Here is a 20,902-nt window from a genome sequence, read left to right as displayed (position 1 = left end):
CTTTTTTCCACGACCAGTGTTCCCGCTGTCCGCTATATCTTTTATGGCGAACACCGCCATAAAAGGATGCCGCTTCCATCGGGGCTGAATAAGATATTTTTGTTTTCATAAGTCATGCGTAATGGCAGCTTTATCAAAGTTTTAAACTTTCACAAAGTTCACTTTACACAAATATTGCACAGCGAAACCCGACAGATTTAAAAACCTGTTGATTTTACTCAATCGTCAATTAAAAAATAAGCTCTTTAAAATTTGGAATTTTATCTGCGTTATTCCCTTCCCAGCTCCTAAATACATAATCTTGCAATTTCTGCAAAACTTCTTCATCGATTACAATAGTAGTCTGGTTTTAAAAGTGCTAGTATTCCTGTATAGCCTACAATCGTTGGATTTGTATCCATAAAGGGTTTTCCTTCTAATCCATTTATTGTAACAGTCCAAAAACTCGAACTATTTAATAGTACAAATTCAAGACCTTTTCTCAATCCTAATTTCCAATCTTCCAAGCCGTCTGTACCAATCTCAATTGAATTATTAGAAAAACCATCGCCGGAATAGTTTTCTATAATTTCATTTCCGATTTCATTCTTTTCAATAGATAAATTAACAACGGCAAAATGTAATCTTCCATTTTTAACTTTCATCCAACGGAAATCATCATCAGATTTTCTCATTATTATGCAATTACAATTAGCAAGTATCTTATTTACAAATATTTTTTGATCACAAACTTTGACAAGTAAAATGCAATCTTATCATCCTAACAGAGCAAGATTACAAGAGAAACTAAACAAAGATTAACAATTTTGCATACAAGCTCCGAGTGTGATTCTTCGTTCCTCAGAATGACAAACAAGCTGTAAAAAACAAAAAAGGCATAAAATCTAAATTTTATGCCTTTCAAATATACTATAATATCTTTTAGAAAAATCGACTGTGCCAGCTGTCAGCAGCAGGAACTTCCCAAGATTCGTTGTATTCTTCTATATTGTTTACTAAATTATTGAAAACAATTGTATTTTCAGAAACCGATTTATCTTTAACCATTTTCTTAAAATCAATTAATGGTTTGTGCGCGATATGTTCTCCAAGTTTAAAAGTAACGTTCATTTTATCTAGTAAATCAACATTATATTTTTTCTCCAAACTCTGAATAAATTCTACCGAACTATCGATAGAACAACCAGTCGCTGCCTGCACATCCTGATTTACAGCCAAGATTATAAAACGGTTGTATTTTAGCTCAAACGAAGCTTCTAAACTTGTTCCGTGCGCGGCCCATTCTTCTACAAAAGCTTTCAAATCAGTTTCGATTTCAGAAAACTCTTCCTCAGAAAATTTTCTGTTCGATTGATAAATCCAAATTCTGGATTCACCAGGTAAATTTTCGAAAGGTATATACATTTTAATTTAAATTTTTAGTTTGTTTTAGGTTTTGATGTTTCAGGTTTCAGGTTTCAGGTTTCAGATTAAAACCTTTGTCCCTTTGAACCTCTGCCGCTTTGAACCTCTATAATCAAAGATCTTGCGCATTTGCAATTAGCTCGGCAATATCCATAACTTTTACAGAACCTTCTTTTTCTTTGTTTTTAATACCGTCAGTCAGCATCGTATTACAAAAAGGACAACCAGCTGCAATAATGTCAGGCTGTGTCTCTAATGCATCTTCTGTACGCTCTATATTAATTTCTTTGTTTCCTGGTTCAGCATCTTTAAACATTTGTGCGCCTCCGGCACCACAACATAAACCATTTGCTTTAGAACGTTTCATTTCGACCAATTCAACATCTAATTTCTGAATCAAATCTCTTGGAGCTTCATAAACTTGATTTGCTCTTCCTAAATAGCAAGGATCATGAAAAGTAATTTTCTTTCCTTTAAATTGTCCGCCTTCAACCGTAAGCCTTCCTTCATCAATCAATGATTTTAAAAACTGCGTATGGTGAATAACATCATATTTCCCTCCTAATTCAGGGTATTCATTTTTTAAAGTATTAAAACAATGCGGACAGGCGGTTACAATTTTTTTTGCTTCGTAGGCATTCAAAACCTCTATATTCATCATGGCCTGCATCTGAAACAAAAATTCATTACCCGCACGTTTTGCAGGATCTCCGGTACAGCTTTCTTCTGCACCAAGTACTGCAAAAGAGACATTAGTACGGTTTAAAATGCGTACAAATGCTTTTGTTATTTTTTTTGCTCTATCATCAAAACTTCCCGCGCAACCAACCCAAAATAATACTTCTGGCTGTGTTCCCTGGGCTAGCATTTCTGCCATTGTAGGCACTACTAAACTTTCTGACATCTTCTTTTGTTGTTAAATCGGTTAATCGTTAAATTGGTTAATCGCACTCTTTACTATAACCTCACTAAAAAACCCAAATATTTTATTCGATTAAACAGTTAAACAAATGACCATTTAAACATTTAATTTTAATTTTCGTTTTTCCAATTCAATCGATCCTGCTGGCTGTACTGCCATGGAGCTCCATTGTTTTCAATATTGGTCATCATTGCGTTCAAAGACATTGGCGCAGCACTTTGTTCCATCACTAAATAACGACGCATATCCATAATAATAGACAACGGACTGATATTTACCGGACACTCTTCTACACATGCGTTACAAGAAGTACAAGCCCACAATTCTTCTGGTGTAATATAATCGTTTAATAATGTTTTATTATCTGGAACAAAAACACCTTTATTTGCATCAATATTTTTACCTACTTCCTGCAGACGATCTCTTGTATCCATCATAATCTTACGCGGAGAAAGTTTTTTTCCTGTTTGATTTGCCGGACATGCAGATGTACAACGCCCGCATTCTGTACACGTATAAGCGTTTAATAACTGTACCCAATTTAAATCCTGAACATCACTTGCGCCAAATTTACTTGGAGCTGCATTTTGATCAACTGGTGCTGCAGCAAACGGATCTGCATTTGGATCCATCATTAATTTCACCTCTTTTGTAACGGACTCCAGATTATCAAATTGACCTTGAGGTCTTAAGTTCGCAAAATAAGTATTTGGAAAAGCTAAAAGAATATGGAGGTGTTTTGAAAAATACAGGTAATTCATAAAAACCAAAATACCTGTAATATGCATCCACCAGAATACCTCAGACAATAAGGCAACCAATTCATTCGACATTCCATTAAAAATAGGTGCAATAAACTGGCTTACAGGAAAACTTCCTGCTTTATGAAAATGAGAAAAACCTCCTGGAACATTCTGCAAATGAAAATCAGAAGCATTCATTAACAAAAATAATGTCATTAAAACCATCTCAAAATATAAGATGTAATTAGCATCACTTTTAGGAAACCCATTCAAATCTTTATTAATAAAACGCTTTAATCGAATAACATTTCTTCTGATCCAAAATGTTATAACTGCAACTAAAACTAAAAGTGCTAATATCTCAAAAGAAGCTATTAAAACATCATAAACTACACCTAGATAAGGTGCAAAAATTCTATGAGTTCCAAACAGCCCGTCTATAATGATTTCGAGCAATTCTATATTAATTACAATAAATCCAACGTAAACAAAGATATGCAGCACTCCCGCTACAGGTCTTTTTACCATTTTTGACTGCCCAAGAGCAATCAATGCCATGTTTGCCCAACGTGCTTTAGAATTATCTTTTCGGTCTACATCTACGCCCAAATTTATATTTCGGATAATTTTTTTTACACTCATTGCAAAAAAACCGAAACCTGCTATTAGGAGTATGGCGAATAAAATATTATCTAAATAACTCATACTAATTATTTTTTATCAGTTGAATTTGTGTTTTGTGCTGGTGCTACATAAGGTTTGTTTTTCTTTCCAAAAAGAGAAACATTTACATAACGTGTTGGATAAAGACGTACATCCTGCAATAACAACTCAAGTTCTTTTGATGTTTTGGCAAGATTATTATATAAAGCATCGTCGTTAAGCAATTTACCAGCCGTACCTTTTCCTGAATTTAAGTTAGTCATTAATCCGTCTACTTTTGCTAAGGTTTGGTTTAAGCTTCTTACAGTTTTTCCTAAGTTAGCTCTTTTCAGAGAATCAGAAATAGCTGCAAAATTACCCGACATTTTATTCAAATTGGTAACGGCACTATTCAGCTGTGCTTTGTTTCCATCTAAAATGGTATTAAGTGTACCCGAAGCTCTATGAAACTGCTCCATTGTCTGGCTTAATTCTGCCAAAGTTTTCTTGATATCTTCTTGTCCTTTTTTATCTAAAACATTGTTTAAGCCTGTTACCAATACATCAATATTGACAAGCATTTTTTCAAGTTTTTGCTCAATAGGTTCAATTTTACCGCCCAAAGACTCTGTTAATCCCAACTCAACTGCCGGAGTCAAAGCCTGGCCTTCTTCTGCTAAATCTTTATCTGCCAAATTCGGCACAATCTTAATTTGTTTTCCGCCAATTAAACTTGGAGAATATAATGCCGCTTTACTTGTTTTAGAAATTGGAAAATCTGTTTTAAGCTGAAGTTCAACTAATAATTTACCAGTTACTTCGTTAATTGTAATTTTACTTACTTTACCTATTGCAAGTCCGTTTAAGGTAACGGGAGCCGAAGCTGATAAGTCTTCAACATTATCATATTCTACAAATAATGTTTTATAATTTGTAAAAAGGTCTTTACCTTTTAAAAAACTGTATCCCCAAATAAATAATAATATTGACGCGATGACCAATATAGCCGTTTTAATTTCTCTTGTTATTTTCAAAATTCTAAGTGTTTCTACAAAATTAATATAAATATTCGAACTGGCGCTTATTATTTAATTGCGTCTTTGATATCGATCTTTTCTCCATCTTTAGTAGCAGTCAAAAAAGCGGCTCCATAACCTTTACTTTTAGCTTCTTGCAAATATTTTTTAGCAGCGTCGTAATCGGCTGTTTCTTCATAGAAATATTTGTAAATGTTGTTTTCGTACAACATCGTAACATTTTTAAGGCCTTTAAAGTTCTTAGGTTCTAAGGTAGTCTTTTTAATGCTGGCAATAAGCTGTACTTTAAAAAAAGTACCTTTTGGTGCACTTTTAGCTGGCGCAGAAGACACAACTGCTTTAGGTTTAGCAGTATCTTTTACCGGTTTAGCTTCGACTGCTTCAGGATTTCCAGAACCAAAATATTCTCTTTTATAGCTTAAAATGGCTTCTGCAATTGCTTTTGCGATATCGTCCTGCCCTTCTTCAGAATTTAAAATATTTCCCTCAGTCGGGTTAGAAACAAATCCTGTTTCAACCAAAACTCTCGGCATATAGGCTTTATGAAGAACCATAAATGGTGCTTGCTTTACACCGCCCTGACGTAATTTTTTGCCCAGTTTTTCAAAATTATCTTCAATTTTACTGGCTAAGGAAATACTATTATCCAGATATTCTTCCTGCATTAAAGTTATTCCGATCAAAGATTCTGGCGAGTTAGGATCAAAACCCTCATACTTGCGTTTGTAATCTTTCTCTAAGGTAATTACAGAGTTCTCTTTTCTCGCAGCTTCAAGATTAGATGCTGTCTTACTCAAACCCATTACATAAGTTTCAGTTCCGTCTGCGGCCGTGTTTTTGTTTGCATTACAATGTATTGAAACAAAAATATTAGAATTTGCTCTATTGGCGATATTGGCTCTTTCGACCAAATCTATAAAAACATCTGTTTTACGAGTATAAATAACATTAACATTGGGATTAAGTTCTAATATTTTCCCAACTTTTAAAACAATAGCTAAGGCGATATTTTTTTCTATCCGCCCGCTGTAAACAGCACCAAAGTCATGATCTCCATGCCCGGCGTCTAGAGTTACTTTAAAAACATTTGACTGACTGTACGCACAAAAAGACAGTATTGTTAGAAAAAAAGTAACGATTACCTTAATTTTGTTCGATCTTCTCATAAATATAAAAGTTAATTTTAATAAAACGCAGTTAGTATAATTTTCACAATTGATTATTTTTGACAAAAAATTATATGTAAGTTTGACATGTCAAAAAACAAGCCATAATTTTACAAAAATAGCATTTAAACCTTTGCATACAAACTTATTTAATATCGTTTTAATATCATTTTTCCTGACTATAGGATGTGGTAATTTATATTCGCAAGAGATAAAAAACAGCAAAAAGACCTTACCCGCTGTAAAACAAACAGATAAACCCGCCATTTCTATTACAGATACCATAAAACTTGACACTGTTAAACCTAAAAAGACTTTTTTGGACGGAAAGGTTAAATACATTGCGAAGGATTATGCAAAAATTGATCAGAAAAAAAAACTGATTACTTTGTACAATGAAGCGGAATTATACTACAAAGATGTTGAATTAAAATCGGGCATCATTGTTCTGGATTATGAAAAAGATGAAGTTTATGCTGGAAGAATCAAAGATTCTGCAGGAGTTTTGTCTCAATATCCAAACTTCAAACAAGGAGGAAGCGAAGTACAGCCTGATTCTATTCGTTTTAATTTCAAAACCAAAAAGGCTTTAATCTATAATTCAAGAACCGAACAAGGAGAATTTAAAATCAAAGCTGCTGTTACTAAAAAAGAAAATGATTCGGTTTATTTCTTAAAAGGAGCGCGTTTTACAACTTCTACCGATGTAGACAATCCAGAATATTACTTTCAGACCAATAAAGTAAAATTTATTCCCGGCAAAAAGGTAATTGTTGGTTTGACAAACATGGTTATTGCCGATGTTCCGACACCTATTGCACTGCCTTTTGCTTATTTCCCTATGAGTGAAGAAAAAAGTGTATCAGGTATAATAATTCCAAGTTATAATGATTCTAATACGCGAGGATTTTCTTTGCAGAATATGGGATATTATTTCGCTTTAAGCGACAATTATGATTTAACAGTTTTAGGAGATTATTACACAAACGGAAGTTATGCAATGCGCTTTGAATCGGCTTATGCGAAAAGATATAAATACCGCGGTAATATTAACATCCGTTTTGAGAACCAGATTACCAGCGAAAGAGGTTATCCGGATTATCAAAAAGGTAATATTTACAATATTCAGTGGTCACACTCAAAAGATACGAAGTCGAATCCTAATTCTACTTTCTCTGCTTCTGTTAACATGGGTAGTAGTAAATACTTTAAACAATCTATCAATCAGGTAAATATTGGTTCTACACTGAATAATACTTTAAATTCATCGATCTCTTACAGTAAAACTTTTAATACAGTACCTCAGGCTCGTATTTCGATATCTGCAACGCATAATCAAAATACACAGACAGAAGATATTGTAATGACATTACCTACACTACAAGGAAGTATTGATCGTATTTATCCTTTTGTTGGAAAAGACGGCGTTAAAAAAGGTTTTATTAAAAACATCAACTTACAATATAATTTAAGCGGTAAAAACGAAATCACTACAAAAGATTCGTTGTTTTTTAAACCACAAATGTTTAGTGATGCAAAACTAGGGATGCAGCACACTATTCCTATTAGCACAAACTTTAAGGTATTACGATATTTGAGTGTAACAACAGGAACAAATTATACTGAAACGTGGGTTAACAAAACAATAGAAAAAGGGTATGACAGCTCTAAAAACGCAGTTGTAGATCAAACCATAAGCGGTTTTGATTCTTATCGATCTTACAACTTCTCGACGAGTATGTCGACAACTATTTATGGTACGTTTAATTTTGGGGCTGATAAAAAAATTCAATCTATACGCCACGTCTTAAAACCTAATATTTCGTACGCTTATACGCCTAGTTTCGAAAGATATTATAACACTTATATTATTGATGCTGCTGGTACATTTTCTCCAACATTATACTCTAGATTTGACAATGGCCTTTTTGGATCTCCTCCTGGAAAAAGCAATTCAAATATTGTTGGTTTCTCTTTAAACAACACTTTTGAAGCCAAAGTAAGGGACTCAGACAGTACAAAAACAGAGCCTAAAAAAATAATGCTGCTAAACAGCTTAAACATTCAGACCAGCTACAATTTTGATGCTGACGGTGTGCAGACTCTTGCATGGCAGCCACTTGCACTTAGCGGCGGAACACAATTTTTTGACAATAAAATGAATGTTAATTTTGGAGCTACACTAGATCCTTATGCTCTTGACAGCGGAAACAACATCATTAACAAATTCAACATAGATAACGGAGGAAGTCTATTTAGACTAACCAGTGCCAACTTAACAATGAACTACTCTTTTTCTAATAAAGGCACGAAGGAAACCAACACCCAGAGCCAGCGGAACGGAGGGCGTAATGATGATTTATTTGGTACAAATACAGATTTGAACGATACAAGACACAGCCAATTTGCAGAGGAACCAGAGGGAAAGGAAGATGCTATTAGTGAATTTTTTAATTCAAAAATACCTTGGGACATGACCATGGCTTATTCTCTTACTTATACAAACTTTAAAAGAGAAAGTAAAATTACCGGAAACTCGATCATGGTTTCTATCAATATGGATATTACTCCAAAATGGAAAGGTGGTGTTTCTACCGGTTATGATTTTGTGCAAAAAGGGGTAACTTTTACTCAATTTCGTTTCGAAAGAGATTTATTAAGCTGGAGAATGGCTTTTAACTGGAGTCCGCTTGGTGTAAACTCTAACTGGAACTTCTTCATCGGAATCAAATCTGGTGTACTTAGTGACATTAAATGGAATAAGCGAAGCACTTCAAATCGATAAAATCCAATAAAAATTAATTTATTATGAAAAAAATAATCTTTACAGAGAAAGCGCCGGCTCCTATCGGTCCTTACAATCAAGCTGTATTATCAGGAAATACACTTTATGCGTCTGGTCAAATTGCTATTAATCCTGCATCAGGAGAAATCATTACAGACAACATAAATGACGAAACGAATCAGGTTATGCAAAACATCGCTGCGATCTTAGAAGCAGCAGATATGACTTTTGAAAATGTAGTTAAGGCTACTATTTTTATTATGGATATGAATAATTTTGCAGCTATTAATACCGTTTACGGATCTTACTTTAACGAAAAAACCGCTCCAGCACGTGAAACGGTTCAAGTGGCATGTCTGCCAAAAAATGTAAATGTTGAGATTTCTATAATTGCTGTGCAATAGCATCTAATAATAATTGTGCCGTTGCTTCGTTTGTTGCCAGCGGCACATTATGTACATCGCATACACGAATCAGCATATTAATATCAGCTTCGTGAGGATGACTTGACAATGGATCTTTAAAAAAGAAAACCATTTGTGTTATACCTTCTGCTACCCTGCCTGCAATCTGCGCATCACCGCCCAGAGGTCCGGAAAGCATTCTTTGAGTTTTAAATCCCGCAGCTTCTGCCTTTCCTCCCGTTGTTCCTGTACCAATAAGTCTTATTTTTTCATGATGCAAAACAGCTTCATTTTTAATCAAAAAATCGATTAAATCAGCTTTTTTTCCATCATGTGCAATAATTGCAATTTCCATAAAACCAAAACTATTGATTAGCAACATGGTATGCAATTAATCCATCAATAGGTCTTCTTAAAACATTCCCTAATTGAAGTTCGTATTTATCAAATGTTTCTTGTAATTCGTCTTTTAAATAAAAAGCAATAGATCCAACAAAATGTACCGGAACTTCTTTACAATTATCAAATTGCTTAATGTAATTCTTAACAAAAGATTTCATCCCTTTGAAGATGATTTTTCTACAGAATTCAGTGTCTTTATGTTTGATTAAGAACTTTGCAAATGTCGCCAGATAAGCGTTTGGATTAGGTTCTTTGTATAATTTATTTTTAATAAAATCAGCATCTAGATTATATTCTTTTTCAAATTCTACTGCCAGTTCTTTAGGCATTTTATTGAAATAATATTTTCTGATCAATTCTTTACCGAAAACATTTCCACTACAATCATCCATAGCAATATATCCTAATGATTGTACTTTTTGATGCAATACTTTTCCATCAAAATAACTACAGTTAGAACCTGTTCCTAAGATACTTACAATTGCCTCTTCTCCTTTTGGAGTTGTAGCATAAACTGCTGCGTATGTATCTTCATGAACTTCTACAATTGCATTTACAAAATATTCTCTAAATATTTCTGTCAATGCTTTCTGCATTCTTTCTGTACCGCATCCTGCTCCGTAAAAGAACAAATGTGTAGCATTTTTTTTATTTTGTAAAATATCAAAACGGTCATTTAATCTTGTTATAATTTCCGGACCGTCAAGAATTTCAGGATTTAATCCTAATGTTTGTGTCGTGAATAATACTTTTCCATTATCATCAATTGCAATCCAATCGGCTTTAGTAGACCCACTATCAACTATTAATTTCATTTTGTTTTTTGTTTTTGGATTAGTTTTTCTTCAATAAGTGTGTTTTTTACATTAATTAAAGACATAACAAAATAAGAAAATCCCGTTATTTGGAGATAACGGGATTTTGTAAAAATATAAATTATTATTTTAAACCTGCAATATGTACAGATAAATCGATCAATTTACTTGAATATCCGTACTCATTATCGTACCAAGATACCAATTTGAAGAAAGTTGAATTTAAACCAATTCCAGCAGTAGCATCGATGATAGAAGTTCTTTTGTCTGAGATGAAATCTTGAGAAACAACTGCATCTTCAGTATATCCTAAGATACCTTTTAATTCGTTTTCTGAAGCTTTTTTCAATACAGCCATAATTTCTTCATAAGAAGTTTCTTTAGCTACTTTTACAGTTAAATCTACTGTAGAAACGTCTGCTGTTGGTACACGGAAAGCCATACCAGTTAGTTTTCCATTTAATTCAGGAATAACTTTTCCAACCGCTTTTGCAGCACCTGTTGAAGAAGGAATGATATTGATTGCAGCTGCACGTCCACCTCTCCAGTCTTTTCTAGAAGGTCCGTCAGCAGTCATTTGAGTTGAAGTTGTAGCATGAACAGTAGTCATTAAAGCTTCAACAATTCCAAAATTATCGTTGATAACTTTAGCTAAAGGAGCTAAACAGTTTGTAGTACAAGATGCGTTAGAAACAACAACGTCTGAAGCTTTTGCAGTTTCGTGGTTTACACCCATTACAAACATTGGGGCATCTGCAGATGGAGCAGAAATGATTACTTTTTTAGCACCACCTTTAATGTGCTCATTTGCAGTTTCGATAGTTGTGAAGATACCAGTACATTCTGCAACAACATCAACATCAACTTCGTTCCATTTTAAGTCAGCAGGATTTCTTTCTGCAGTAATACGGATATTTCTTCCGTTTACGTAAAGTTTTCCTTCTTTTACTTCTACAGTTCCGTCGAAACGACCGTGAACTGAATCATATTTTAATAAGTACGCTAAGTGATCAACATCTAATAAATCGTTGATTGCTACTACTTCTACATTATCTCTATTGAAAGATTCTCTAAAAACGATTCTTCCGATACGTCCAAATCCGTTTATTCCTAATTTTACTTTTGACATTTTACTAAATTTTTGCTTTTGTTTTTATTACACTATTTTCAAAGTCTAATTTCCTCACAATAAACTTCTTTTCTATTAAACTTTTATATTTTATGTTGACATGATATCAGAAACTCTTAAGAGCTCTCTGTCAATTTCAGATTTTCCTTTGATTGCTTGTTCTAATGGAGTCAAAATAACTTTATCTTCTTTAAGACCAACCATGTAGTTTGATTTTCCTTCTATCAAAGATTCTACAGCTTTTACACCGAGACGACTCGCTAAAACACGGTCAAAACAAGATGGAGAACCACCTCTCTGCATATGTCCTAAAACAGAAACACGCACATCGTATTCAGGCAGATTGGCTTCTACGTAGTCTTTTAATTCAAAAACGTTTTTACCAATTTTATCTCCCTCAGCAATAACCACTATACTTGATGATTTTCCTGATGCTTTACTTTTTTGAAGAGAATCTAATAATCGTTCTAATCCTAAATCTTCTTCTGGAATAAGAATTTCCTCTGCACCTGCTCCAATACCTGCATTAAGCGCAATGTGTCCGGCATCTCTACCCATAACCTCCACAAAAAACAAACGATTATGCGAACTTGCAGTATCTCTAATTTTATCAATACAGTCTACAACGGTATTCAATGCAGTATCATATCCAAGAGTAAAACTTGTACCGTAAATATCGTTATCAATTGTTCCGGGAATTCCCATTACAGGAAAGTCATATTCTGAATTAAAGATCAAACCGCCGGTAAAACTTCCGTCACCGCCAATTACAACCAAAGCATCAATTCCAGCTTTTAGAAGATTTTCGTGTGCTTTCTTTCTGCCTTCCGGAGTTCTAAACTCTACAGAACGAGCCGATTTCAAAATCGTTCCTCCTTTATTTACAATATTATTTACGCTTCGAGGGCCCATTTCTTTAAAATCGCCTTCAATCATTCCTTGATACCCTCTATAAATTCCTATGCATTCTATATTATGATAAGCGCATGTTCGAACAACTGATCGTATTGCGGCGTTCATTCCTGGTGAGTCTCCTCCTGAAGTTAGAACACCAACTTTTTTTATTGTTTTTGGCATTATTTAAGTATTAAAGTGTAAAATTAGCAAACATTCATCACTTTTCAGGTGAAGATTATCATAAATAAGTAAAATATGTTAAATTCAAACGTTTTCGTTAATAAGTTTTTTACTGGCAAAAATTTCATTTAAAATAATAAAAGGCCTATATTTTAATTAAATCTCTAAAATTAACAATACTCAATTGAAGTGTTACAAAAATACTATTTTAATCTTTTTATAAATAAATAGATTAAAAAGCTAAATTTAAGAATAAAAAACCCATTATGAAGCATAATGGTTTAGTATAAGATATTTTTAACAATAAACTAAAAATCGTCATTGTCCGGAATCAAACCTTGATTATTGGAATTTGACTGCGACTGCTGTTTTTTCTTTTCTTCTTCTTTCTTACGCTCTTCTTCCTTTTTTCTCTCTTCTTCTTTCTTTTGAGCCTGTTTTTTGTTCTTATCTGATTCTTTTTTAGTGGTAAAATTCATGTACTCTGGATTTAGAGATGAATCTTGTACATCACTAGATGATTTTACTGCCTTTTGAATTTTATTCTCTTTAAATATTTTATTGACCAATTCACTAAAAGTGTCAAAATCTACCTCATAAGAAATACCGACACCTTGTGTATAACCAATTCCCTGACCTATATAATTAATGTCATTTTCTTTATTAAACAAACGAAGGTTCATCGTTCCGTCTTCGTTCACTCTATATAAAATTTCAATATCCCCAACAATAGCAGATTCGTTAACTCCTCCAACAGGAACTCCCAGCTTTCCGTTTATAGAAATTCTCTCATTGATCTGCGATGAAATATTGGCTTGAAATCTACCGTCTACTTCCTGCCCCAATCTTCTATCTGCAGTAACGTAAGTAAAGTCTACATTGACCTTATCACTTTCTGATTTAATAATACCACCAAAAAGACTCGAAACAGTTTCTGAAAGTGTTCCCGAAAAATCACCCTGGCTAAATCCGTCTGTACTCATAAACGATCCCGTAGACAAAAGATACAATGCCTGTGTCTGACGAATATCTTTGTCATCTAATTTGTACTGTATCTCTGATTTTAAAACATTACTGACAGATGGAAACTGAATATCAAAATTAGGTTCAGGGCTTGTCAAATCTCCTCTTAAACCGATTACTACTTCTACAGGCACTTTTTTATTGAATGAAGAACTGTTATCTAACAATACAGCAGGATTTGCAGTCGTTTTATAAACAGCTTCCAGATTTAGCTGCGCTTTCATCGGGTTACCTTCCCAAATAATTGACCCGCCTTTTTTTACTGCAAACTTCTTATCAATCAGACCTCCATATTTAAAATTATAGGTTCCTTCGTATGCCTGGAAATCTCCCCACATATTAAATTTACCCAGCGTATTAATTTTAAACAATAACGAACCGTATCCTTTTCCTTTCATACCATGTCCGGAATTTCGATCCAAAATAACCTCTACTTCTGCATCTGGCGTAATATCAAAATCAAATTCCAATTCCAGACCATTATAGTTCTTGGTTTTTTCGGCAATACCATTGGCCAGATTGTACTTTTCTTTTTCTGTTACAAAATGAATCCAGCTGCTTTCTCCTACGCTTTGTGCATTGTTAATCGGAATCTTAACTTCTGTTCCTTTTTCTGATTTAGCATCAACTTTTATAAATAAACTTTCCGTTGGTCCTTTTATACTTGCCGTTCCGTTGATAAATGCAGTTCCGTAGTAAGCCGCATCTTCGCTGTCTTTGGTATGGAGCGCCAGCAGTCGTTTGGAGGTAATGGTCAAATCAAGTTTCCAATCTCCAAAATTATGATGTTCTATACTTCCGTTTAAAAGTCCTTTTGTTCCAAATTCTGTATCTGTTAACTGATTATTCCTAAACAAAAATTTCTCATTAGTCAAATCAATTACAGTTCTGTCGCTTAAAGCATAATCAACATTCAAATACGGAATAGTCATTCCGGCCTTTTCGACATACAATCTTCCGTTTATCTCGGGTTTATTAATATTACCGACTACTGCTGCATTTCCAGAAACAGAACCTCTAATATTAGACAAAACGTCACCTCCAACGGTTCCTAAAGTCGCAAGATTAAACCCTTCCAGCTTTAAATTCAAATCTAAAAAGGTTTCTTTATTTTCGACTGCAAAAGTTCCGTTAGCACGAAATGATTCTGTAAAACCATTTTGTATAGAAGAGTTAATCGTAAACTTTTTAAAACTTTCATCACCGGAAATATCAAAATTCAGCGTTCCTAATTCTGTTTTGTTTAAGTTAAGATGATCAATAACTATAGAGGCCGTGGGCTGGTAAACCTGCTTATTTTGTTTATAATTAACGCTTCCGTTTAGATTACCATTAAATACAAATTTTGAATTTAGAGGCGTAATTTTATTAATATCAACATCCTCAAAATTCAAGACGAGATCTTTATAATCGGTTCCTTTAATTACACCATTCAAATCAATTTTCTGATTTTCGTGAGAGAGTACAATATTGTCTATTGAAAAGTTTTTAAAATATTGATCAAAAACAATTTGATTGTCATTTCCAGCATCTTCATTCAAATACCATAAATAGTCCTTAAATTTCATTTCGGATTTTTTGATTCCGATAATATTGTTCTTGTTTTTATCAATGGTATGATACAAATCCAGATTGTAATAATCCTCTCCTTTATTCCCTCCTTTAAATTCAGAGCGTACAAACAAGGTATCTTTTGCGGTAACATTGATTAAGTTAAAATCCCGGATTTTATAATAGGGCGTTTTTATACTGTCCAGCTCGATAAAAGCATTATAAAGCGCATTTTTATTATCAATATTGATTCGGATATTATCAAAAGTATTTTTAGCCTGAGTAATTTTCTGAGAACGGAATCTGAATTTAAATTCCTGAAGATCTGAGTCAATTTTCCCACGCACAACTGTACTCGAATCGATTTTTATGTCCGGATACAACATTTCGACTACCTTATCGTATACATGGAAATTGAAACGTAAAAATTGTCCTTTTTTAACTTTATAAGGTTTGTAATTTGTATAAAGACTTCCAACAGAATTCATTACCAGTTTGTCTAATTGGGCAAACTGGAACTTTCCAACAATTTTTCCGTCTACAACATCATTAGAATTAATTGTTATGGTACGGAGTCTATCCTGATCAAAATTGGAATTAACTGTTATTTCATCAAAAGCGTAAGTTGCTTTTGGATTTTGATATACTGCATCTTTAATATAAACATTTCCCTGAAGATTTTCAATAGAATTTCCGGTAAGCTGCACGACAGCATCACCTTTAAAATAAGAAATTGAATCTTTTACAAATTTAAGTTTTCGTAAATCTGAATTTTCTATGTTAATATGAAAATCATATCTGCTTTCTTTCTTGCTTAAATCAACCAAACCATCAAACACTAAGGTAAGATTTGGATCATTAACAGAAACCTGTCCTTTATAATAAGGCAGTTTAAAATTACCGTTTACAACAATATTATGATAGGTATATTTATTATAATCTAATGTTGCAATATCACCTTTAACAATAGTGTTCAAATATTTTTCTGTAAAACCAACTCCGTCAACATCTAAATCTAAAGTGGTTTTACCCAGATCTTTTCGATTTAAAACTGCTCCTACATCAAAATTTTCTAAAACTATATTTCCTGTATAAGAAGCTTTATCAATAAAATCCATATTATTCAAATGGAGATCTACTTTTCCGTTTCCTACATCAGTAATCATTTTAAAATTAGCTTCTAAAGCAGTTGTAGAAACTTTTGCTTTTCCGACTATATTAAATGTACCAATACGTTTCATTTCTTTAGGAAGCTTTTTTCCTAAAACAACAGGAAGAAGTGCAGTCAGATTATCATAGCTCGAAACTAGTTTATCAAACTTTCCATCCATAGAAAACTTTTGAGTTTTGTTTCCTAAAAGATTTCTAAAATTAATATTTCCGACGATTTTAGAACCGTTGGTATCACTTAATCTAAGACGATTTAAATTTAAATTATTAAGCGTTCCTTTTATCTTGGTTTTTAACTTAAAATGCTGATTTTTTCCTAATCCGTCATAAAAATAGCGAATATCGTTTGTAGCAATCGAAGCCGAATCTAAAACTACATTAAACTTAACTTTATCTGTAAAATTTAAGAAATCCTCTACTTTATAATTTAAAACAGCCAATCCGTAAATTGATGATCTTTTAGTTTTTACAGCCAGATTTTCTACTTTAATCTGTTTTTTGCTGTAACTAAATTTCCCCGCAAAATTTGAAACATATAAACCACGATGATCTAAAAAAGAAAAGCGATGAATTGTTGTACTTACATCTGGACCATAAATTTTAAAATCACTGATATAGGCATTTAACTTTTTAAAATCCAAAAATCTCTGATTGATTTTATTTTCATCAATAACAGAAAATGCACCTTGAGAGATATACGCATTTCTGGCGGTCATTAGGAAATGGCGTTTAGATTTTGAAGGTTTTCCGCTTTCAAACAATTTAACAAACTTGTTAATATTGTTTTCGTTTTCGTTTTTATAGGTTTTCAAGTTAAAAATTAAACCTGTCAGACGAATATCTCCAAAAATCAAATCTCCGTCAAAAAGTCTTTTTAGACTTAAAATATCGGTTGAGATAATTTCAGAATAAATCATTGTTTTATTATGATGATCTAAAACAACTACTTTTTTGAGTTTAACACCACCAAAAATATTTATGGCAACTTTATCAACACTAATGTGGGTTTTAAAATCTTTGCTTAAAGATTCTGTAGCGTAATGTGCAATTTTTGTCTGAACTACAGGCAATGACAATACAATAGCAATTAGCAGCAAAAGTAAAATTAACCCAAATAGGGTTCGTGATATTATTTTTTGTACTTTTTTGATAGCTGCTTTTATTTTAGTTTTCTTTTAAATTTATTTTGAACAGACAAAGGACGGCTGTTTTGATAAAAATTCTTTAATTTTGGCATCTGCTTTGATCAAAGAAATCATAAAATTTGATTTGTCAAATATAATCCAAAATTCGTGCCTTTATATGCAAAATTCAGAGGTTTTTATTCTAGCCATCGAAAGTTCATGCGATGATACTGCCGCCGCGGTTTTACATAACGATAAAGTGCTCTCAAATGTTGTAGCCAATCAATTAATTCACAATCAATATGGGGGTGTTGTTCCAGAATTGGCTTCAAGAGCACACCAGCAGAATATTGTTCCTGTAATTGATGCAGCACTCCGTAAAGCAAATGTACAAAAAGAACAGTTAAGTGCCATAGCCTTTACACAAGGTCCGGGACTTATGGGTTCTTTGCTTGTTGGAACTTCTTTTAGTAAATCTTTATCAATAGCCTTAAAAATTCCGTTGATTGCTGTAAATCACATGCATGCACATATTTTAGCCCATTTTATAGAGGAAGAAGGTTTCGACAAACCCGAATTTCCTTTTCTGGCATTGACAATTAGCGGCGGACATACACAAATTGTAAAGGTAAAGGGCTTTTTTGATATGGAAATCATCGGCGAAACTACTGATGATGCAGTGGGCGAAGCTTTTGATAAAAGCGCAAAAATATTAGGTCTTCCCTATCCTGGCGGACCTCTTATAGATAAATATGCAAATTTAGGAAACCCAAAAGCTTTTACTTTTACAAAACCAAAAGTTCCGGGATTAGACTTTAGCTTTTCTGGTTTAAAAACAGCTATTTTATATTTTATTCAAAAAAACAAATTAGAGAATCCAAATTTCATCGAAGAAAATCTGAATGATATTTGTGCATCAATCCAGCATACGATTATAGAGATTTTGATGGATAAATTAAAATTGGCCGTAAAAGAAACGGGAATTACACAAATTGCAATCGGAGGCGGTGTTTCTGCAAATTCAGGAATTAGAACCCGATTAAAAGAAAGTGAAGGCAGATACGGATGGAAAACTTTTATTCCGAAATTTGAATACACTACAGATAATGCCGCAATGATTGGAATTGTGGGTTATCAGAAATATTTATCAAATCGTTTTGAAACTTCTGCGGTAGTTTCTAAAGCTCGAATACAATTTTAATTATGCAGTTATTTTACAATCCGAATATAGACGAAACTACCGAATCTTTTTCTTTTGATAAAGAAGAAAGTCGTCACATCATCAAAGTTTTACGAAAAAAAGATTCAGATATTCTGCACGTTACAAATGGTTTGGGTTTATTGTTTGAAACCGAAATCACTCTTGCTTCTGATAATAAATGCATTGTTAAGATTCTCTCTATAAAACAAACTGAAGCACCAAAATTCAGCCTGCATCTGGCTGTGGCGCCCACAAAAATGAATGACCGTTTTGAATGGTTTTTGGAAAAAGCAACTGAAATTGGAATTCAGGAAATTACACCTGTTTTCTGTGATCGTTCAGAACGAAAAGCAATTAATCCGGAACGTTTTGAGAAGATTATTTTGTCGGCCATGAAACAATCAAATGAAACATATCTACCTAAATTTAATGAGGCAATTTCGTTTAAGGAATTTGTGAAACAACAAAATGAAGGTTTACAATTGATCGCGCATTGCGAAGAAACGGATAAAAAATCATTGAAAGACGTTTTAAAACCAAACGAAAATGTGACCATATTAATTGGCCCGGAAGGAGATTTTTCTGAAAAGGAGATTGCATTAGCTTTAGAAAATAAATTTCAGCCGGTTACGTTAGGAAATACACGCTTAAGAACAGAAACTGCAGCAATTGTTGCTTGTCACAGTGTTGTGTTTTTTAATGAATAAATTGACCGCAAAGTTGGTCATCCTGAGGAACGAAGGAGGACAAAAGAAAGTTTCTAAACATATCTGACTATTACAATTATTATGAAAAGAATATTTTACTTATTATTACTTCTTTCCGTTTCATCATTTGCACAAGAAATTGCTTTGCTAAAATACAGCGGCGGTGGTGATTGGTACGCAAATCCTACTTCTCTGCCTAACTTAATTAGTTTTTGTAATTCTAATATTAATACAAGGATAAAACCTAAACCTTCTACAGTTGAGCCGGGAAATCCCGACCTGCTTTCGTATCCTTTTGTGCATATGACCGGACACGGAAATGTAGTTTTTAGCGATTCTGACGTTACTAATCTTAGAAATTATATGACGGGAGGCGGTTTCCTGCACATTGATGATAATTACGGAATGGATCAATACATCAGAAAAGAAATAAAAAAAATATTCCCTAATAATAATTTAGTGGAGATTCCTGCCAGTCATCCTATTTTTCAGAAACCTTTTCCTTTTCCTAACGGATTGCCTAAAATTCACGAACACGACGGCACTCGTCCGCAGGCATTTGGAATTTTTATTGATAATAAATTAGTCTTATTATACACCTACGAATGCGATCTAGGCGACGGCTGGGAAGATGCAGAAGTGCATAATGATCCCGGAAACGTTAGAGACAAAGCGCTAAAAATGGGCGCAAACATTATTAATTACATTTTTACCAATTAAAAAAATGCAGCTGACTCACGAAGAAAATCAATTTGAGAGAAAGACATTTCCCATTACTTTAGTTTGTGATCACATTTACTTTCAGCAGAATATTGGTTCACTTTTTAGAATTTCAGAAGCTCTTGGAGTTGAAAATATTATCTTTTTAGGCAAAGATATTCCGCTTACTCCCCGTAAAATAAATAAAACTTCGAGAAGTACACATCTTTATGTACCTTATACTATAATAGAAGAAACAGCAGATCTTACTATTTATTTAAAAGAAAATAACTTCGAAATTATATCATTAGAAATAACCAGCGACAGCAAACCCCTAAGAGAAGTAGTAGTTCCTAAAAATCAAAAAATCGCATTAATTATTGGAAATGAAATTAATGGAATTTCTGATGAGCTTTTGAAAATTTCAAATCAAATTGTACACATAAATATGTTCGGAAATAACAGCAGCATGAATGTTGTACAAGCTGCAAGTATTGCACTTTATGAAATTACTTCTTTATAAAAAATATTTTTTATCAAACTCAGAAGAATATACACTCTGGTTAATTACATCTGGAGAATTCTTTTTATTTCAGCAATTAAATACATTTTGGAAATTATTCTTTGATAGAAATCAAATTTTTTATTCTTTTTTAAATATACATCACAAAATTCAAAAATTTCAATTTAGAATTTTCTTATTAAGGCATTATTTCTGTTTTGAAACATTTTTATTTTCTTAACATTATCGTTAAACGACAAATAATACCGATAAAGTACATCAAAAAAAATAAAAAGAAAGTAAAATCCTAATAATATTTTTATATTAATTTTTGTAAGAACCAGTATTTGTAAGGGTTGTAAAATTCTCACAAAAATTTTAACTGTAAATATTTTTCTA

17 protein-coding genes are annotated in these 20,902 nt (G+C 33.0%); 6 read left to right on the top strand and 11 right to left on the bottom strand.

The window, feature by feature from the left end; translation table 11 throughout:
- Positions 1 to 323 precede the first annotated feature (323 nt).
- The 6 genes from B0A68_RS03030 to B0A68_RS03005 form a co-directional block, all read right to left on the bottom strand.
- The gene (locus B0A68_RS03030; RefSeq protein ID WP_035683152.1) at positions 324 to 674 is read right to left on the bottom strand and encodes a hypothetical protein; all 351 of its coding nucleotides are present in this window, start codon (positions 672 to 674) and stop codon (positions 324 to 326) included.
- Between the two features lie 247 nt (positions 675 to 921).
- The gene (locus B0A68_RS03025; RefSeq protein ID WP_035683150.1) at positions 922 to 1,404 is read right to left on the bottom strand and encodes a hypothetical protein; all 483 of its coding nucleotides are present in this window, start codon (positions 1,402 to 1,404) and stop codon (positions 922 to 924) included.
- Between the two features lie 112 nt (positions 1,405 to 1,516).
- On the bottom strand, positions 1,517 to 2,308 hold the full coding sequence (locus B0A68_RS03020; protein ID WP_035683146.1) for a (Fe-S)-binding protein: 792 nt from the start codon (positions 2,306 to 2,308) through the stop codon (positions 1,517 to 1,519).
- Positions 2,309 to 2,436: 128 nt separating this feature from the next.
- Positions 2,437 to 3,774: a (Fe-S)-binding protein gene (locus B0A68_RS03015; protein WP_035683144.1), complete on the bottom strand. Its 1,338-nt coding sequence runs from the start codon at positions 3,772 to 3,774 to the stop codon at positions 2,437 to 2,439.
- A 5-nt stretch (positions 3,775 to 3,779) separates the two neighbouring features.
- Positions 3,780 to 4,745: an MlaD family protein gene (locus B0A68_RS03010; protein WP_035683142.1), complete on the bottom strand. Its 966-nt coding sequence runs from the start codon at positions 4,743 to 4,745 to the stop codon at positions 3,780 to 3,782.
- Between the two features lie 50 nt (positions 4,746 to 4,795).
- Positions 4,796 to 5,914, bottom strand: a complete 1,119-nt coding sequence (locus tag B0A68_RS03005) for an N-acetylmuramoyl-L-alanine amidase family protein (RefSeq protein WP_035687977.1) — start codon at positions 5,912 to 5,914, stop codon at positions 4,796 to 4,798.
- An 82-nt stretch (positions 5,915 to 5,996) separates the two neighbouring features.
- On the opposite strand from B0A68_RS03005, the gene B0A68_RS03000 reads away from it, so the two are divergent.
- Both B0A68_RS03000 and B0A68_RS02995 read left to right on the top strand, forming a co-directional pair.
- On the top strand, positions 5,997 to 8,699 hold the full coding sequence (locus tag B0A68_RS03000) for a putative LPS assembly protein LptD (RefSeq protein ID WP_035687975.1): 2,703 nt from the start codon (positions 5,997 to 5,999) through the stop codon (positions 8,697 to 8,699).
- Positions 8,700 to 8,722: 23 nt separating this feature from the next.
- Positions 8,723 to 9,103 carry a Rid family detoxifying hydrolase gene (locus B0A68_RS02995; protein ID WP_035683140.1) on the top strand — a complete coding sequence of 127 codons (381 nt, stop codon included), beginning with the start codon at positions 8,723 to 8,725 and terminating at the stop codon, positions 9,101 to 9,103.
- Here the strand turns inward: B0A68_RS02995 and B0A68_RS02990 are convergent.
- The 5 genes from B0A68_RS02990 to B0A68_RS02970 form a co-directional block, all read right to left on the bottom strand.
- Positions 9,084 to 9,458 (bottom strand): methylglyoxal synthase, encoded by a 375-nt coding sequence (locus tag B0A68_RS02990; RefSeq protein ID WP_035687973.1) that lies wholly within the window; start codon positions 9,456 to 9,458, stop codon positions 9,084 to 9,086. The two genes, B0A68_RS02995 and B0A68_RS02990, sit on opposite strands and share 20 nt — an antisense overlap.
- Positions 9,459 to 9,468: 10 nt before the next feature.
- Positions 9,469 to 10,320 carry an N-acetylglucosamine kinase gene (locus B0A68_RS02985; RefSeq protein WP_035683138.1) on the bottom strand — a complete coding sequence of 284 codons (852 nt, stop codon included), beginning with the start codon at positions 10,318 to 10,320 and terminating at the stop codon, positions 9,469 to 9,471.
- A gap of 124 nt (positions 10,321 to 10,444) precedes the next feature.
- A complete protein-coding gene (gene gap / locus B0A68_RS02980) occupies positions 10,445 to 11,449 on the bottom strand; it encodes a type I glyceraldehyde-3-phosphate dehydrogenase (protein ID WP_035683135.1) in 1,005 nt (334 codons plus the stop codon).
- 90 nt (positions 11,450 to 11,539) lie between these two features.
- Positions 11,540 to 12,526, bottom strand: a complete 987-nt coding sequence (pfkA, locus tag B0A68_RS02975; protein WP_035683134.1) for a 6-phosphofructokinase — start codon at positions 12,524 to 12,526, stop codon at positions 11,540 to 11,542.
- Between the two features lie 308 nt (positions 12,527 to 12,834).
- Positions 12,835 to 17,367 (bottom strand): translocation/assembly module TamB domain-containing protein, encoded by a 4,533-nt coding sequence (locus B0A68_RS02970; protein ID WP_035683133.1) that lies wholly within the window; start codon positions 17,365 to 17,367, stop codon positions 12,835 to 12,837.
- 205 nt (positions 17,368 to 17,572) lie between these two features.
- On the opposite strand from B0A68_RS02970, the gene tsaD reads away from it, so the two are divergent.
- From tsaD to B0A68_RS02950, 4 genes are all read left to right on the top strand, one after another.
- Entirely contained in the window at positions 17,573 to 18,595 is a 1,023-nt protein-coding gene (gene tsaD / locus B0A68_RS02965) for a tRNA (adenosine(37)-N6)-threonylcarbamoyltransferase complex transferase subunit TsaD (protein WP_035683131.1), read from the top strand.
- Positions 18,596 to 18,597: 2 nt separating this feature from the next.
- A complete protein-coding gene (locus B0A68_RS02960) occupies positions 18,598 to 19,302 on the top strand; it encodes a 16S rRNA (uracil(1498)-N(3))-methyltransferase (RefSeq protein ID WP_035683129.1) in 705 nt (234 codons plus the stop codon).
- An 81-nt stretch (positions 19,303 to 19,383) separates the two neighbouring features.
- Positions 19,384 to 20,022, top strand: coding sequence for a DUF4159 domain-containing protein (locus B0A68_RS02955; RefSeq protein WP_035683127.1), 639 nt, complete (start codon positions 19,384 to 19,386; stop codon positions 20,020 to 20,022).
- A gap of 4 nt (positions 20,023 to 20,026) precedes the next feature.
- Entirely contained in the window at positions 20,027 to 20,524 is a 498-nt protein-coding gene (locus B0A68_RS02950; RefSeq protein WP_035683125.1) for a TrmH family RNA methyltransferase, read from the top strand.
- Positions 20,525 to 20,902 lie beyond the last annotated feature (378 nt).

Source organism: Flavobacterium reichenbachii, assembly GCF_002217435.1.
GTDB lineage: Bacteria > Bacteroidota > Bacteroidia > Flavobacteriales > Flavobacteriaceae > Flavobacterium > Flavobacterium reichenbachii.
The sequence above is the reverse complement of the archived record's forward strand: the minus strand, read 5'-3'. Positions and strand labels throughout refer to the sequence as shown.